This window comes from Burkholderia sp. AW33-5 (assembly GCF_053427615.1).
Genome location: NZ_JBSAXA010000005.1, coordinates 1 through 13,405, shown reverse-complemented (window position 1 = coordinate 13,405; position 13,405 = coordinate 1). Strand labels below are relative to the sequence as shown.

The following is a 13,405-nucleotide window of genomic DNA, read 5'->3' as shown; positions in this document are numbered from 1 at the left end:
GGGGATATCACACATGAGCGACAAGCAAATCCGACTGTCCGTCAAAGGCGTGAACAAGCGCTTCGGCGGCTTGCAGGCACTGTCCGACGTCGGCCTCGAGATCAAGGAAGGCGAGATCTACGGCCTGATCGGCCCGAACGGCGCCGGCAAGACCACGTTCTTCAACGTGATCACGGGCCTCTACACGCCGGACTCCGGCGAGTTCAAGCTCGACGGCACGGAATACAAGCCGACCGCGGTGCATCAGGTCGCGAAGACGGGCATCGCGCGCACGTTCCAGAACATTCGCCTGTTCGGCGGGATGACCGCGCTGGAGAACGTGATGGTGGGCCGCCACGTGCGCACCAAGCACGGGCTGCTCGGCGCGGTGTTCCAGACGCCGGCCGAACGCCAGGAAGAGCGCGAGATCAAGGAACGCGCGATCGAGCTGCTCGAATACGTCGGCGTGCTGCAGTACGCGGACTACACGTCGCGCAACCTGTCGTACGGCCACCAGCGCCGGCTGGAAATCGCCCGCGCGCTGGCGACCGACCCGAAGCTGCTCGCGCTCGACGAGCCGGCGGCCGGGATGAACGCGACCGAGAAGGTCGAACTCACGCGCCTGCTCGACAAGATCCGCTCGGACGGCCGCACGATTCTGCTGATCGAGCACGACGTGAAGCTCGTGATGGGACTGTGCAACCGGATGACGGTGCTCGATTACGGCAAGGTGATCGCCGAGGGTCTGCCGCAGGACGTGCAGAAGAATCCGAAGGTGATTGAGGCATATCTCGGCGCAGGGGTGCACTGATGGCAGCGGCAATGTTGAAAATCAAGGGCTTGCAGGTCAACTACGGCGGTATCCAGGCCGTCAAGGGCGTTGACATGGAAGTCCGCCAGGGCGAGCTCGTGACGCTGATCGGCGCGAACGGTGCCGGCAAGACCACGACGATGAAGGCGATCACGGGTCTCAAGCCGTACTCGGCGGGCGACATCGAGTACGACGGCAAGTCGATCAAGGGCGTGCCGTCGCACGAACTGCTCAAGCGCGGCCTCGCGATGGTGCCGGAAGGCCGCGGGATCTTCGCGCGGATGTCGATCATCGAGAACATGCAGATGGGCGCGTATCTGCGCAACGACAAGGAGCAGATCAAGAAGGACGTCGACCGGATGTTCGGCTTCTTCCCGCGTCTGAAGGAGCGTGCGACGCAGCTCGCGGGCACGCTGTCGGGCGGCGAGCAGCAGATGCTGGCGATGTCGCGCGCGATCCTGTCGAAGCCGAAGCTGCTGCTGCTCGACGAGCCGTCGATGGGCTTGTCGCCGATCATGGTCGAGAAGATCTTCGAAGTGGTGCGCGAGATCTCGAAGGAGGGCATCACGGTGCTGCTGGTCGAGCAGAACGCCCGCCTCGCGCTGCAGGCGGCCGACCGCGGTTATGTGATGGACTCGGGCACGGTCACGATGGAAGGCGACGCGAAGCAGATGCTCGACGATCCGAAGGTGCGGGCCGCGTATCTGGGTGAATGAGCGAGGCCGGTGCGGCGCGGCGGCGGATGCCGGCGTGCCGCGCAAGGGCTTTCGAAAAGCTGTCACGGGATGCCGTGGCAGCTTTTTTTTCGTGCGGCGCGCCCGGTGGCGAACTTGTGCATGCGGAGGCGACTCCATTCATTCGGCGGTGACGCCGACCATGCGGCGCGGGACGCGGCAACCGGCCGTCCGCAACCGGCCGTCCGCAAACCGACACGCGGGCTGCGTAGCATGGTCGATCCATCGGGACACGGAGAGCGCGCATGAGTCTGGACTACGGTTTCGTGAAGGCGAAGGTGACGTCGGTGGCGCAGCTGAAGGGCTCGCCGCACGGCAGCGAGATCCAGTATCACATCCATCTGACACTCGCACTGCCGACGGGCGACTGGGACGTCGCGATCAACGTCGGCACCAACGACGCGGACGACTTGCTGAACTACAAGCTCGTCTACGATTTCCATCATCCGGTCACGGCGACGCTCGCGGCCGCGGCCGAAGGCTACACCGATCTCACCGGGCAAACCGCGCTGCCGGCGCTCGACTATCTGCGCAGCGACATCCTGAACGAGACTGGCGCATGGCGCGCCAGCGCGGTGATGGACGGTACCGAGAACGCGGAGCCGATCCCGTCGCTGCTGCGGCTCGTCAACGCCGCGCAGTCGCAGGGGCTCGACGTCGTCGTGTTCGGCCGCACGTATTCGGAAGGCAACGGCATTCACGACACGCACATGAACCAGGGGTCGACGGGCTCGCACTATCTGCACCGCGCGGGCGACGACCACAACGATCACAACGACGTCTGGCAGGACGGCGCGCTGATCGTGCGCGTGAGCGAGTCGCAGTGGGCCGCGTATTTCGCGGCGTTCGAGCAGCAGGCCGTGCCGACCGACGCGCTCGGCAATCCGCTGCCGGACGCGGGGCCGATCACGCGCTGATGGGGGGCTGCCGGCGTCAGGCGGCCGGCAGCGTCTTGCCGAACGAAATGCGTTCCTCGACGCGATAGCCGAGCGCCGCATAGAAGCGGCACGCATCGTCGTTGCCGGGCAGCACCTGCAGATTGATCTTCAGGCAGCCGCGCGCGGCGAGCGCGCGTTCCGCATGCGCGATCAGCGCGCGGCCGATGCCGAGTCGCCGTGCATCGTTCGACACGCCGAACGAGTAGAGCCAGCCGCGATGTCCGTCGAAACCCGCCATCAGCGTGCCGACGACCCGCGCGCCGCTGGTCGCGACGAAGAACAGTTCCGGCTGCGTCGCGAGCTTCAGCTCGATCGATCGCAGCGGATCGCGGTGCGGCGGCGCGCCGGCTTCGTCGTACTGCGGGAACGCGTCGCGCCAGACCGCGAGCACGGCGTCGGTGTCGGCGCGTTCGAACGGGCGGATAGCGACAGCATCGGCGGCGGCATCCATCGCGGCGGTCTCCTCAGAGCGTGTCGAGGATCGACCGCAGCATCGACATCATCTGGTCGATTTCTTCGGTCGTGACGTTCAGCGCGGGCATGAAGCGCAGCAGGTTCGGGCGCGCCGCGTTCAGCAGCAGGCCGTCGGGCTGCATGTCGCGGGCCTTCTCGACGATCTGCGGGCCGATGTCCTTGCCGAGCAGCAGCGCGCGCAGCAGGCCTTCGCCGCGTTCGCCCTCGAAACCGCGCTCCTCCGACAGCTCGAGCAGCTTGCGCTTCAGGTATTCGCCGCGCGCGCGCACGCCTTCGAGGAAGCCGGGCGCGACGAGTTGCGAGATCACCGAATGGCCGACCGCCGTCATCAGCGGGTTGCCGTTGTACGTGCCGCCCTGGTCGCCGGCCTCGAACACCGCGACGTCGGCCTTCGACAGCAGCGCGCCGAGCGGTGCGCCGCCGCCGATGCCCTTCGCGAGCGTCATGATGTCCGGCTCGATGCCGGACAGCTCGTACGCGAACAGCGTGCCCGCGCGGCCGCAGCCGCTCTGCACTTCGTCGACGATCAGCAGCAGGTCGTGCTGCTTCGTCAGCGCACGCAGCGCCTGCATGAATTCACGCGTCGCCGGAATCACGCCGCCTTCGCCCTGGATCGGCTCGAGCATCACCGCGACGGTCTTGTCGGTGATCAGCTTCTCGACCGAGTTGATGTCGTTCAGCTCGGCCTTCGGGAAGCCCGGCACCTGCGGTGCGTAGATCGTGTCCCAGCCCGGCTTGCCGCTGGCCGACATCGTCGCGAGCGTGCGGCCGTGGAAGCTGTGATCGAACGTGATGATCTCGTACGCACCGTTCTTGAACTTGCGGCCCCATTTGCGCGCGAGCTTGATCGCGCCTTCGTTCGCTTCCGCGCCGCTGTTCGTGAAGAACACCTTGTCGAACACGCTGTGCTGCGTCAGCAGCCCCGCGAGCTTCGCCATCGGTTCGTTGTAGAACGCGGGCGACGGGTTCAGCAGCTTCTCGGCCTGCGTCTTCAGCGCTTCGACGATGCCGTCGTTGCAGTGGCCGAGACTGTTGACGGCCCAGCCCTGAATGAAGTCCAGATAGCGCTTGCCGGTGTGATCGTAGAGCCACGAACCCTTGCCGTGCGTAAACACGATGTCGGGGCGGTTCGTGATGTACATCAGCGAGTCGATCGGGTAATCGTTCAGGGACATGACAGCAGACTCCAGCGGACGTTGAAAGGGAAACGGGCAATAAAAAAGCCACGGAAGGCCGTGGCTGGTAGGTCGAACAGCTTGTGCGTAACCGGTGAAGCGGAGGGAGGGTTACGCGCGAGTCCGTGACGAGCCGGCGGCATCCGGGCGGAGCGGCGAGCGGCGACGTCGGAGAGCGGACAGGAAGCGGTTCATGTGCGCAAGCATAAGGCATCCCGCGCCCCACTGTAAACCGCCGCGATGCCACGGATGTGACACGGCGGCGCCCAGCGGGGACGCGGGCGCGCCCAGTGCTCAGACCGGGTGCGCGAGATCGGCGGCGCTCGTGAACGAGTCCGCGTAGAACTCGTCGGCCGGCAGCGCGTGGTGCTGCGTGAAGTCGCGCTGCGCGGATTCGACCATCACCGGCGCGCCGCACGCGTACACCTGGTGGCCCGACAGATCGGGCAGGTCCTCGATCACCGCGCGGTGGACGAAGCCGGTGCGGCCCGTCCACTGGTCGGCGTCGTCCGGCTCGGACAGCACCGGCACGTACTTGAAGTTCGGGATCTCGCGCGCCCATTGCTCGGCGAGCTCGCCGAGGTAGATGTCCTTCTTGCGGCGTGCGCCCCAATAGAGCGTCATCGGGCGCGTGATGCCGGAATGCCTGACGTGCTCGATGATCGCCTTGATCGGCGCGAAGCCGGTGCCCGACGCGAGCAGCACGATCGGCTTGTCGGAATCCTCGCGCAGGAAGAACGTGCCGAGCGGGCCTTCGAAGCGCAGGATGTCGCGCTCCTTCATCGCGCCGAACACATGGTCGGTGAACTTGCCGCCCGGCATGTGGCGGATGTGCAGCTCGATCGGGCCTTCCTCGTGCGGCGCATTCGCCATCGAGTAGCTGCGGCGCGAGCCGTCCTTCAGGATGAACTCGACGTACTGGCCCGCGAGGTATTGCAGGCGCTCGTTGGCGGGCAACTGCAGCTTCACGACCATCACGTCGTCGGCGCGGCGCTCGAGCGCGGCGATCCGGCACGGCAGCTTCTTCACCTGCACGCCGTCGACGCCGGCGATTTCACGCACGTCGATCTCGAGGTCGCATTGCGCCTTCGAACAGCAGAGCAGCGCGAGGCCGCGCGTGCGTTCGTCGTTGGACAGCGCCGACGCGGCGTGCGGGCCCTGTTCGATCTGGCCCGACACGATCTGGCCCTTGCAGGAGCCGCACGCGCCGTTCTTGCATCCGTACGGCAGGTGGACGTTCTGGCGCAGCGCCGCCGCCAGCACGGTTTCGTCCGACTCGACCTGGAACTGCCGGCCGCTTTGCTTGAGAGTAACGTTGAATGCCATAGAACCAAATAGAACAAAATGTGGGGACCGTGCATGTCGGCACGGCAGCTACAATGCAAACCCGTTGCGCGCCGCGCAACGGTGGCTACTGATTTCGCAACCATCATGATCGCGACTCGAATCCTGCGCCGGCCGCGCGCACTGATCGTCGGCTGCGGCGACGTCGGCCTGCGTTGCGTCGCGCAATGGCGCGCCGCGCGCCGCAACCTGCGCATCGTCGCGCTGACGAGCCATCCGGGCCGCTGCGACGAATTGCGCGCGGCAGGCGCGACGCCGATCGTCGGCGACCTCGATCGCCGCGCGACGCTCGGACGTATCGCGGGGCTCGCCCGCACGATCCTGCATCTCGCGCCGCCGCAATCCGACGGCCGCGACGATCGCCGCACCCGCGCGCTGATCGCCGCATTGTCCGTGCCTGCACGGCGGCCATCCGCACCGCCGGTGTCGCCGGTCGGCCGGCTCCGCACGCTGCGTGCCGCGACCCGGCAGGCCGGCGTGCCGGCGCGGGCAGCGCGTATTGTACCCGACGCCCTTCGCGCGCCGACGCTCGTCTACGCCAGCACGACGGGCGTATACGGCGATTGCGGCGGGGCGCGAATCGACGAGACGCAGCCGCTGCGCCCCGCGAATCCGCGCGCGTTCCGGCGCGTGTCGGCCGAGCGTCAGTTGCGCGCGGCGACGGTGCGCGGCGTGCTGTCCGCGCGCATCGTGCGCATTCCCGGCATCTACGCGGCGAACCGGCTGCCGCTCGCGCGGCTCGAGCGCGGCACGCCGGCGCTCGACGCGGCCGACGACGTCTACACGAACCATATCCACGCGGACGATCTCGCGGCGATCCTGCGGCGCGCGGCCGTGCGCGGCAAGCCGGCGCGCGCCGTGCACGCGTCGGACGACAGCGAACTGCGGATGGGAGAGTATTTCGACCGGGTCGCGCAGGTGTTCGGCCTGCCGCTGCCGCCGCGGATCAGTCGCGCGGACGCCGAACATCGGCTCGAACCGACGCTTCTGTCGTTCATGCGCGAGTCGCGGCGCCTGTCGAATGCGCGGCTCAAGGCCGAATTGTGCGTGACGTTGCGCTATCCGACCGTAGACGAATTCCTTCAAACGCTCGCGCCGCGCGGCGCGTCAGGTGAGCGCCGGTAACGCCTCGATCAGCAGGAAGCACAGCAACGCGCCGATCAGCGCGCCGATCAGGTTCGGATGATATTTGTGCTTCATGTGCATCGTGGCCAGCAGCCCGCCGATCACGATGGCACCCACGACCGCGAAGGCGATCGTCACGTACGACAGTTCGAAAGAATGGTTGATGTTCATGATGTCTCCCCTGCATTGCTGCTCGTACAGCTTGTGATTTCAGTATAGCGGGGGATCGTGCGGCCGCGACGCGGCCGGACACCGAACGATCGTGCGGATTTTCCCTTACAGGGTTTTGACGGAATTGCGCAGGGCTGAAAGGTCGTCTTCCCCGAGCCAGCGCCATGCGCCCGGCGCCAGGTCGTCCGGCAGCGTGAAACCGCCGATGCTTTCGCGGTGCAGCGCCTCGACGCGGTTGCTGGCCGCGGCGACCATGCGTTTCACTTGATGATATTTGCCTTCGAGGACGGTCAGCGCGAGCGCGTGCGTGTCGCGCGCGTCGGCGGCGACCGCCGCGATCGGCTTCGGCTCGCCGTGGAGCTGCACGCCGGCGCGCAGCGCATCCAGTTGGGCATCGTCGAGCGGGTGGCGCACGGTCGCGACGTAGGTCTTCGGCACCTTGCGCTTCGGAGACGTGTACGCATGCACGAACTGGCCGTCGTCGGACAGCAGCAGCAGGCCCGTCGTGTCCTGGTCGAGGCGGCCGACGCACTGCACGCCACGTGCGACGAGCGGCGCGGGTAGCAGGCTGAACACGCTGGCGTGGTGTTGCGGGTCGCGCGAACATTCGTAGCCGGCCGGCTTGTTGAGCGCGAGATACGCGCGGGCGTGGAACGGCCAGGCGGTGTCGTCGACCGTGAACACGAGGCCGTCGGTGTCGAACGACGCGTCGGGATCGGTCGCGCTCGCGCCCGCGACGGTGACGCGGCCCGTTTCGATCAGGCCGCGGCACTGGCGGCGCGAGCCGAAGCCCTGCGTGTAGAGAATGCTTTCGAGATCCATAGCGCGCGCATTCTATCAAGCGGCGCGCCGGCGCCGGCACGAACTCGCCCGCGCTGGTAAGCTGCGGAGCGCTGGGCGCGACGCGGGGCACGTTCCTTCTTCATGGAAAGTGGACATCGCACGCAAGGTACGTACGGCTCCAGCGTGAAGCAGTGCCACCGCGGCGGCGGGTCCGTGACAGGGCTGTTGCCGTCTTCACCCGACACGGAGTTTGCCGCATGAATCCGACGACGCTCGATGCACTCGCCGATTTTCCCCGCCAGCTCGAAGCCCATTTTGCCGCCGTGCCGGACGGCTATGCACGCTGGACCCCCGACGACTGGAACGGCATCCCGAGCGAGCACTTCTCGCCGCTCGGGCAACTCTGCCACGTGCGCGACATCGAGATCGACGGCTACCACGTGCGGTTGAGGCGGATGCTCGATGAGGATCATCCGCTGCTCGTGTCGGTCGACGGCGACGCGCTCGCGATCGAGCGCCGCTACGACGCCGCGAACGCGTCCGACGTGCTCGCGGCGATCCGCGACGCGCGGCGCGAGACGCTCGACGTCGTGTCGCGCCTGACGCCCGGGCAGCTTGCACGCACCGGCGAGTTCGACGGTTACGGCGCGCTCACCGTGCGCGGCCTCGTTCATTATCTGTGCAGCCACGACCAGCAGCATCTGGCCGGGATGCAGTGGCTGCTCGGCAAGATCGACGCGGCGCTTTACGCACGCTGACTCACGCGTGCGCGGTGGCCGTGCGACGTGTCGCGCCAAGGCCAGGCAGATTTCGCCGCCCGCGTCGGTGGGGCAGCCCGCCATTTCGGATGCCTGATTGGATCGTTTTTCTGGATAATTCATCCAGCCATGCCCGGCTGACCGGCGCGTCGTGCGTGCCTACACTCCTAGCTTCACCCAACGCAAAAAGGAGTCAACCGTGGCTACTCACACGCTCGCAGACAAGGTCGTCCTGATCGCAGGCGGCGCCAAGAATCTCGGCGGCCTGATCGCCCGGGATCTGGCCGGCCACGGCGCGAAGGCGGTGGCGATTCACTACAACAGCGCGGCATCGCAGGCGCAGGCCGAAGAAACGGCCGCCGCCGTGCGCGCGGCCGGCGCGCAAGCCGCGACGTTCCAGGCCGATCTGACGACGGCCGCCGCGGTCGAGAAGCTGTTCGGCGACGCGAAGCAGCGCTTCGGCAAGATCGACATCGCGATCAACACCGTCGGCAAGGTGCTGAAGAAGCCGTTCACCGAAATCTCCGAGGCCGAATACGACGAAATGTTCGCGGTGAACAGCAAGTCCGCGTTCTTCTTCATCAAGGAAGCGGGGCGGCACCTCGAGGATCACGGCAAGCTCGTCACGCTCGTGACGTCGCTGCTCGGCGCGTTCACGCCGTTCTATGCGGCCTATGAAGGATCGAAGGCGCCCGTCGAGCACTTCACGCGCGCCGCGTCGAAGGAATACGGCGCGCGCGGCATCTCGGTGACGGCGGTCGGGCCGGGCCCGATGGACACGCCATTCTTCTATCCGGCCGAAGGTGCCGACGCCGTCGCGTATCACAAGACGGCGGCCGCGCTGTCGCCGTTCAGCAAGACGGGCCTCACCGACATCGAGGACGTCGTGCCGTTCATCCGCCATCTCGTGACCGATGGCTGGTGGATCACCGGTCAGACGATCCTGATCAACGGCGGCTATACGACCAAGTAACGGGCCGTGCCGGCGGTCGTCGCGTGCGCGCGGCGACCCGCAATGGACCGTTTGCATGGACAATGGACGGGCGCGCGGGCACGAGGCCGCGCGCCCGTTTCTTCTGTGCCGCCGGGATCGGCCGCGAGGCGCGGCGCTTGCCGGTGACGGTCGTCCGAACCCACGTTTTCCGCCCGCCGATGGACAAGCTGGACCAGGTCAGAATCTTCCTTCAGGTTGCCGAGATGGGCAGCTTCATCAAGGCCGCGCATGCGCTCGACGTGCCGCGCGCGACGGTGTCGGCCGCCGTCCAGCAGCTCGAGACCGCGCTCGGCACGCGCCTGTTGCACCGTACGACGCGGCAGGTGCAGCTGACGGCCGACGGCGCGCTGCTGCTGGAGCGTGGCCGGCGCCTGCTCGCGGAAGCCGATGAGCTCGACCGGCTGTTCCGGCGCCGCGATCGCGACGTGATCGGGCGACTGAACGTCGATGCGCCGAGCCGGATCGCGCGCCGCGTGATCGCGCCCGCGCTGCCGTCGCTGTTTCGCCGCTATCCGAAGCTGCAACTGTCGCTCGGCTCGACGGACCGCTCGATCGATCTCGTGCAGGAGGGCGTCGACTGCGCGATCCGGGTCGGGCGGCTCGCGGACAGCAGCCTCGTGGTACGGCCGCTCGGCCAGTTCGCGCTGATCAACTGCGCGAGCCCCGACTACCTGCGCGAATGCGGCGTGCCCGAGCACCCCGATGCGCTCGCGCACGGGCACTGGGCGATCGGCTATGCGTCGCCGACGACCGGCCGCGAGCTCGGCTGGGAATACTCCGTGGACGGCGAGCACCGCACACTGGCGCTGCCGAGCCGCGTGATCGTCAACAATGCCGAAACCTATATCGCGAGCTGCATCGCCGGGATGGGGCTGATCCAGATTCCGCGCTTCGACGTCGTGCATCTGCTCGACAGCGGGGCGCTGGTCGAGGTGATGCCCGGCCATCGGGCCGCGCCGATGGACGTGTCGGCCGTCTATCCGCATCGCCGGCACCGGTCGAGACGGCTCAACGCGTTCGTCGAATGGTTCGCGGAGTTGATGACGGATGCGCTGAACGACACGGGCGCGGCTGCGGCCGGCGACTGAAAAGGGCGCCGCGCATTCAGTCGGCGTGTGCCGAGAACTGCCGCGTGCGTCCGGTGGCCCGCACCGCGTCGATCAGCGCGGTGCCGGCACCGCCGGGCTTCGATGCGAACGCGTAAAAGCGTGCGGCCGGCAACGTCGGCAGGCCATCGTCCGGCCCGCATGCGCGCAGGCCGTCGCGCAATTGGCTGCGCGCGAGCGCCGTGACCGCGAAGCCGGCGAGCGCGGCCGACACGCAGCCGGCCATGCTCGCGCTTTCGAACTGCACGCGAAAGCGCCGCAGTGCGGCCGCGAGCGCGGATACCGCGGCTTCCCGGTACACGCATGGCTCCGGAAACAGCGCGAGCGGCACGTCGCTTTCGGCGTCGAGCGGCGTATCCGACGCGAACGCCCATACCAGCGGCTCTTCCCACAGCAGTTCGCCCGGCGCATCGACCTGCCGGCATTGCTTGCCGAACACGACGTCGAGCCGGCCCAACGTCTGCTCGCGCAGCAGCGCCGCGGTGATGCCGACCTTCAGTTCGATCGACGTGCGCGGATGGCTGTCGCGGAACGTGCGCAACACCTGCGGCAGCCACGTACCCGCGAAGTCTTCCGACGCGCCCACGCGCAGCCGGCCATACGCCGACGCGCCGCGCAACCGGGCGCGCACTTCGCGCTCCATGTCGACGATGTTGCGCGCGTACGCGTACAGCGTATCGCCGGCCGGCGTGAGCGCGATGCGGCGCGTGGTGCGCGCGAGCAGCACCGTGCCGGCCGCCTGCTCGAGCCGCTTGATGTGGCCGCTGACCGCGGACGGCGTCAGCGCGAGGCGTTCCGCGGCCAGCGCGAAGCCGCGGCTGTCGACGACTTCGAGGAAGGTGCGCAACAACGCGATGTCGAGCGCGGTCGACGCGGGATCGGTCAGCGGTTCCATGGGTAATTCAACGCGATATTCGAAGAATGAATGATGATACGCCGCGAATCGTGATGAAAGGCGGGTCTACCATGGGCTATTCAGGCTGATTCCCCGGAGTGCACATGACCGCTTATCGATATGCGACCACCGCGTCGCTCGAACTTGCCTATCTCGAATGGAATCCGCGCGGCGAACACGTGGCCGTGCTGCTGCATGGCTGGCCGGACAGCCCGGTCGGCTGGGAAGCCGTGGCCGAAACGCTGGCCGCGCACGGCTACCGCGTGCTCGCACCCGCGCTGCGCGGCTTCGCACCGACCCGCTTTCGGGATCCCGCGACGCCGCGCAGCGGCCAGCTCGCGGCGCTTGGCCGCGACCTGCTCGAATTCATCGACGTGCTCGGCATCGAACGGCCGGTCCTGGCCGGGCACGACTGGGGTGCCCGCGCGGTTGCGAACGCGTGCGGATTGCGCGACGGCGCGGCCTCGCATCTGGTGATGCTGTCGGTGGGATACGGCACGAACGACCCGGCCCAGCCGCTGTCGCTGCCGCAGGCGCGCAATTACTGGTACCACTGGTTCATGGCGACGCCGCGCGGCGAGCAGGCGCTGCGCGACGATCGCCGTGCGTTCGCGCGCCTGATGTGGGACACGTGGTCGCCGGCCGGCTGGTACGACGCGCGCGACTTCGACGCGGCGGCGACTGCCTTCGACGGGCCGGACTGGATCGACGTGGTGCTGCATTCGTACCGTTATCGCTGGGGATTCGTCGACGGCGGGGCCGCCTATGCGGAAGACGAAGCGCAATTGACGCCCGCGCCCGTGCTGTCGGTGCCGACGCTGGTGCTGCACGGCGGCGCGGATACCTGCAACGGGCCGGAGACTTCGGCCGGGCGCGAGCGGTTCTTCACGGGCCGCTATGAGCGAACCGTGCTCGATGGTGTCGGGCACTTTCCGCAGCGCGAGGCGCCGGCGGCCGTCGCGGACGCGATCCTGCGGTTCTGCGAGCAGGGTTGAACGTGCGGCGCGCGCCTTGGGGCGAGGTCGGTCGAGCCGGTCACTCGGTGCGGTGCGGAATGTTGTCCGGGAACGGGTAGGGCGCATGCGGCCCAGGCCAGTCGGGCACGGGCGGCTCGCGGAGCAGATCGCATCCGCCCAGCACGATCGACAGCAGCGCGACGAGCATGCTGCGGCCAATCCGGCTCGAAAAGACGACGCGCGTGGACATGAGCGGCCTCCGTGCTTGCGTGTCCTGATGCTTGGACTGTCGGCGGAGGGTGCGCGTTGCGGCGTGCGATGCGCGCGGGAAAAACGCACGGCAAAAACAAAAAACCCGCGAAGCGGCGAGCTTGCGCGGGTTTCGACAGGTGCAGCGCATGACGCTGCGAAATACTGGTGCCCAGGGCCGGACTCTAGGAATCGAACCGTGGGCCTCAAAGCCTTATCTGGCAGGCGTGTTTCTGCGGTGGGTTTAAAGAGTTACCACAGAGGTTACCACACGTTCTGCCAAGAAATCCGAACATGCAATTCACGCCAGTTTGTGCTCCGGACATGTTCATTTCTAACCCGGATTCGGGAGGTCGCCCCAGTCGTCCCAGTCGAAGAACGTATGTGTCAGCCTCGTGTCTGCCTCAATGACGGTTAAGTCCTCAGACCGGGGGCCGACATGCCGGGAGTCGATAATGTGCGTTATCGCTTCTTCCTTCCACGCGATGCCAAGCTGGGCTTCGAATGGCTCGCGACCTATGCTGCCCGAATAGCACCCCATGAACTGGAAGGTGCTCCCAAAGGTGGCTTCTCCAAAGTCAGCAACAGGGTCGGCACCCTCGGGAAAGCTCATCCCCTCTACGTGAGCAAATACTGGTGAGCCGGACATTCCGCGACGCGTAGAGGCATCCACGAGCATCTTCGGGAGTCGGTCCACATTAGCAGTGGGTTCCGAGGCAATGCTGCCGCGCTTCCATACCGGGAAGTGAGCGCCTCCGGAGATTCCATGCGGATATCCGAGAATAAAGGCGTCTGTCCCAGCTCCAACCGTAGCATTGCGAAAGTTCACGGTCTCGTCATTGACAGCTAGCACCGCGCTATTCTCTGCGAGCGGTTCAATTGGAATTACGGCAACGTCTATCTTGGAGCCAAG

Annotated in this window: 16 protein-coding genes; 8 read left to right on the top strand and 8 right to left on the bottom strand. The window is 67.1% G+C overall.

What is annotated here, in order from left to right; all coding sequences use genetic code 11:
• Nucleotides 1-13 precede the first annotated feature (13 nt).
• From ACV22V_RS11670 to ACV22V_RS11660, 3 genes are all read left to right on the top strand, one after another.
• Complete coding sequence (locus ACV22V_RS11670) at nucleotides 14-790, top strand: ABC transporter ATP-binding protein (RefSeq protein ID WP_011352945.1); 777 nt, start codon at nucleotides 14-16, stop codon at nucleotides 788-790.
• Complete coding sequence (locus tag ACV22V_RS11665; RefSeq protein ID WP_027785191.1) at nucleotides 790-1,506, top strand: ABC transporter ATP-binding protein; 717 nt, start codon at nucleotides 790-792, stop codon at nucleotides 1,504-1,506. The genes ACV22V_RS11670 and ACV22V_RS11665 overlap by 1 nt, the downstream gene beginning before the upstream one ends.
• A 263-nt stretch (nucleotides 1,507-1,769) precedes the next feature.
• Nucleotides 1,770-2,441: a DUF2278 family protein gene (locus ACV22V_RS11660; protein WP_059527695.1), complete on the top strand. Its 672-nt coding sequence runs from the start codon at nucleotides 1,770-1,772 to the stop codon at nucleotides 2,439-2,441.
• Nucleotides 2,442-2,457: 16 nt separating this feature from the next.
• On the opposite strand, the gene ACV22V_RS11655 is transcribed toward ACV22V_RS11660, so the two are convergent.
• The 3 genes from ACV22V_RS11655 to ACV22V_RS11645 form a co-directional block, all read right to left on the bottom strand.
• A complete protein-coding gene (locus ACV22V_RS11655; protein ID WP_021160763.1) occupies nucleotides 2,458-2,913 on the bottom strand; it encodes a GNAT family acetyltransferase in 456 nt (151 codons plus the stop codon).
• A 13-nt stretch (nucleotides 2,914-2,926) separates the two neighbouring features.
• Nucleotides 2,927-4,111, bottom strand: coding sequence for an acetylornithine transaminase (locus ACV22V_RS11650; RefSeq protein WP_448013935.1), 1,185 nt, complete (start codon nucleotides 4,109-4,111; stop codon nucleotides 2,927-2,929).
• 294 nt (nucleotides 4,112-4,405) lie between these two features.
• Nucleotides 4,406-5,437 carry a CDP-6-deoxy-delta-3,4-glucoseen reductase gene (locus ACV22V_RS11645; RefSeq protein WP_059527685.1) on the bottom strand — a complete coding sequence of 344 codons (1,032 nt, stop codon included), beginning with the start codon at nucleotides 5,435-5,437 and terminating at the stop codon, nucleotides 4,406-4,408.
• A gap of 105 nt (nucleotides 5,438-5,542) precedes the next feature.
• Between ACV22V_RS11645 and ACV22V_RS11640 the strand changes: the two genes are divergently transcribed.
• Nucleotides 5,543-6,580 (top strand): NAD-dependent epimerase/dehydratase family protein, encoded by a 1,038-nt coding sequence (locus ACV22V_RS11640; protein WP_059692223.1) that lies wholly within the window; start codon nucleotides 5,543-5,545, stop codon nucleotides 6,578-6,580.
• On the opposite strand, the gene ACV22V_RS11635 is transcribed toward ACV22V_RS11640, so the two are convergent.
• Both ACV22V_RS11635 and ACV22V_RS11630 read right to left on the bottom strand, forming a co-directional pair.
• Nucleotides 6,563-6,751 carry a hypothetical protein gene (locus ACV22V_RS11635; protein ID WP_059527680.1) on the bottom strand — a complete coding sequence of 63 codons (189 nt, stop codon included), beginning with the start codon at nucleotides 6,749-6,751 and terminating at the stop codon, nucleotides 6,563-6,565. The two genes, ACV22V_RS11640 and ACV22V_RS11635, sit on opposite strands and share 18 nt — an antisense overlap.
• Before the next feature lie 105 nt (nucleotides 6,752-6,856).
• Entirely contained in the window at nucleotides 6,857-7,573 is a 717-nt protein-coding gene (locus ACV22V_RS11630; RefSeq protein ID WP_059701872.1) for a pseudouridine synthase, read from the bottom strand.
• A gap of 218 nt (nucleotides 7,574-7,791) precedes the next feature.
• Between ACV22V_RS11630 and ACV22V_RS11625 the strand changes: the two genes are divergently transcribed.
• From ACV22V_RS11625 to ACV22V_RS11615, 3 genes are all read left to right on the top strand, one after another.
• A complete protein-coding gene (locus ACV22V_RS11625; protein WP_059692225.1) occupies nucleotides 7,792-8,292 on the top strand; it encodes a DinB family protein in 501 nt (166 codons plus the stop codon).
• Between the two features lie 199 nt (nucleotides 8,293-8,491).
• Nucleotides 8,492-9,265, top strand: a complete 774-nt coding sequence (locus ACV22V_RS11620) for an SDR family oxidoreductase (RefSeq protein WP_059450952.1) — start codon at nucleotides 8,492-8,494, stop codon at nucleotides 9,263-9,265.
• 179 nt (nucleotides 9,266-9,444) lie between these two features.
• The gene (locus ACV22V_RS11615; protein WP_448013933.1) at nucleotides 9,445-10,374 is read left to right on the top strand and encodes a LysR family transcriptional regulator; all 930 of its coding nucleotides are present in this window, start codon (nucleotides 9,445-9,447) and stop codon (nucleotides 10,372-10,374) included.
• Nucleotides 10,375-10,390: 16 nt separating this feature from the next.
• Here ACV22V_RS11615 and ACV22V_RS11610 read toward each other — a convergent pair whose 3' ends face one another.
• A complete protein-coding gene (locus ACV22V_RS11610) occupies nucleotides 10,391-11,287 on the bottom strand; it encodes a LysR family transcriptional regulator (RefSeq protein ID WP_448013932.1) in 897 nt (298 codons plus the stop codon).
• Nucleotides 11,288-11,391: 104 nt separating this feature from the next.
• Between ACV22V_RS11610 and ACV22V_RS11605 the strand changes: the two genes are divergently transcribed.
• Nucleotides 11,392-12,282 carry an alpha/beta fold hydrolase gene (locus ACV22V_RS11605; protein WP_448013930.1) on the top strand — a complete coding sequence of 297 codons (891 nt, stop codon included), beginning with the start codon at nucleotides 11,392-11,394 and terminating at the stop codon, nucleotides 12,280-12,282.
• 40 nt (nucleotides 12,283-12,322) lie between these two features.
• On the opposite strand, the gene ACV22V_RS11600 is transcribed toward ACV22V_RS11605, so the two are convergent.
• Nucleotides 12,323-12,493, bottom strand: a complete 171-nt coding sequence (locus ACV22V_RS11600; protein WP_448013928.1) for a hypothetical protein — start codon at nucleotides 12,491-12,493, stop codon at nucleotides 12,323-12,325.
• A 333-nt stretch (nucleotides 12,494-12,826) separates the two neighbouring features.
• On the bottom strand, nucleotides 12,827-13,405 hold a 579-nt coding region (locus ACV22V_RS11595; RefSeq protein WP_448013927.1), incomplete at its 5' end, for a hypothetical protein.

Coding starts and splice junctions, on each gene's coding strand:
- ACV22V_RS11670 (WP_011352945.1), top strand. CDS start 14: ATGAGCGACAAGCAAATCCGACTGTCCGTCAAAGGCGTGAACAAGCGC.
- ACV22V_RS11665 (WP_027785191.1), top strand. CDS start 790: ATGGCAGCGGCAATGTTGAAAATCAAGGGCTTGCAGGTCAACTACGGC.
- ACV22V_RS11660 (WP_059527695.1), top strand. CDS start 1,770: ATGAGTCTGGACTACGGTTTCGTGAAGGCGAAGGTGACGTCGGTGGCG.
- ACV22V_RS11655 (WP_021160763.1), bottom strand. CDS start 2,913: ATGGATGCCGCCGCCGATGCTGTCGCTATCCGCCCGTTCGAACGCGCC.
- ACV22V_RS11650 (WP_448013935.1), bottom strand. CDS start 4,111: ATGTCCCTGAACGATTACCCGATCGACTCGCTGATGTACATCACGAAC.
- ACV22V_RS11645 (WP_059527685.1), bottom strand. CDS start 5,437: ATGGCATTCAACGTTACTCTCAAGCAAAGCGGCCGGCAGTTCCAGGTC.
- ACV22V_RS11640 (WP_059692223.1), top strand. CDS start 5,543: ATGATCGCGACTCGAATCCTGCGCCGGCCGCGCGCACTGATCGTCGGC.
- ACV22V_RS11635 (WP_059527680.1), bottom strand. CDS start 6,751: ATGAACATCAACCATTCTTTCGAACTGTCGTACGTGACGATCGCCTTC.
- ACV22V_RS11630 (WP_059701872.1), bottom strand. CDS start 7,573: ATGGATCTCGAAAGCATTCTCTACACGCAGGGCTTCGGCTCGCGCCGC.
- ACV22V_RS11625 (WP_059692225.1), top strand. CDS start 7,792: ATGAATCCGACGACGCTCGATGCACTCGCCGATTTTCCCCGCCAGCTC.
- ACV22V_RS11615 (WP_448013933.1), top strand. CDS start 9,445: ATGGACAAGCTGGACCAGGTCAGAATCTTCCTTCAGGTTGCCGAGATG.
- ACV22V_RS11610 (WP_448013932.1), bottom strand. CDS start 11,287: ATGGAACCGCTGACCGATCCCGCGTCGACCGCGCTCGACATCGCGTTG.
- ACV22V_RS11605 (WP_448013930.1), top strand. CDS start 11,392: ATGACCGCTTATCGATATGCGACCACCGCGTCGCTCGAACTTGCCTAT.
- ACV22V_RS11600 (WP_448013928.1), bottom strand. CDS start 12,493: ATGTCCACGCGCGTCGTCTTTTCGAGCCGGATTGGCCGCAGCATGCTC.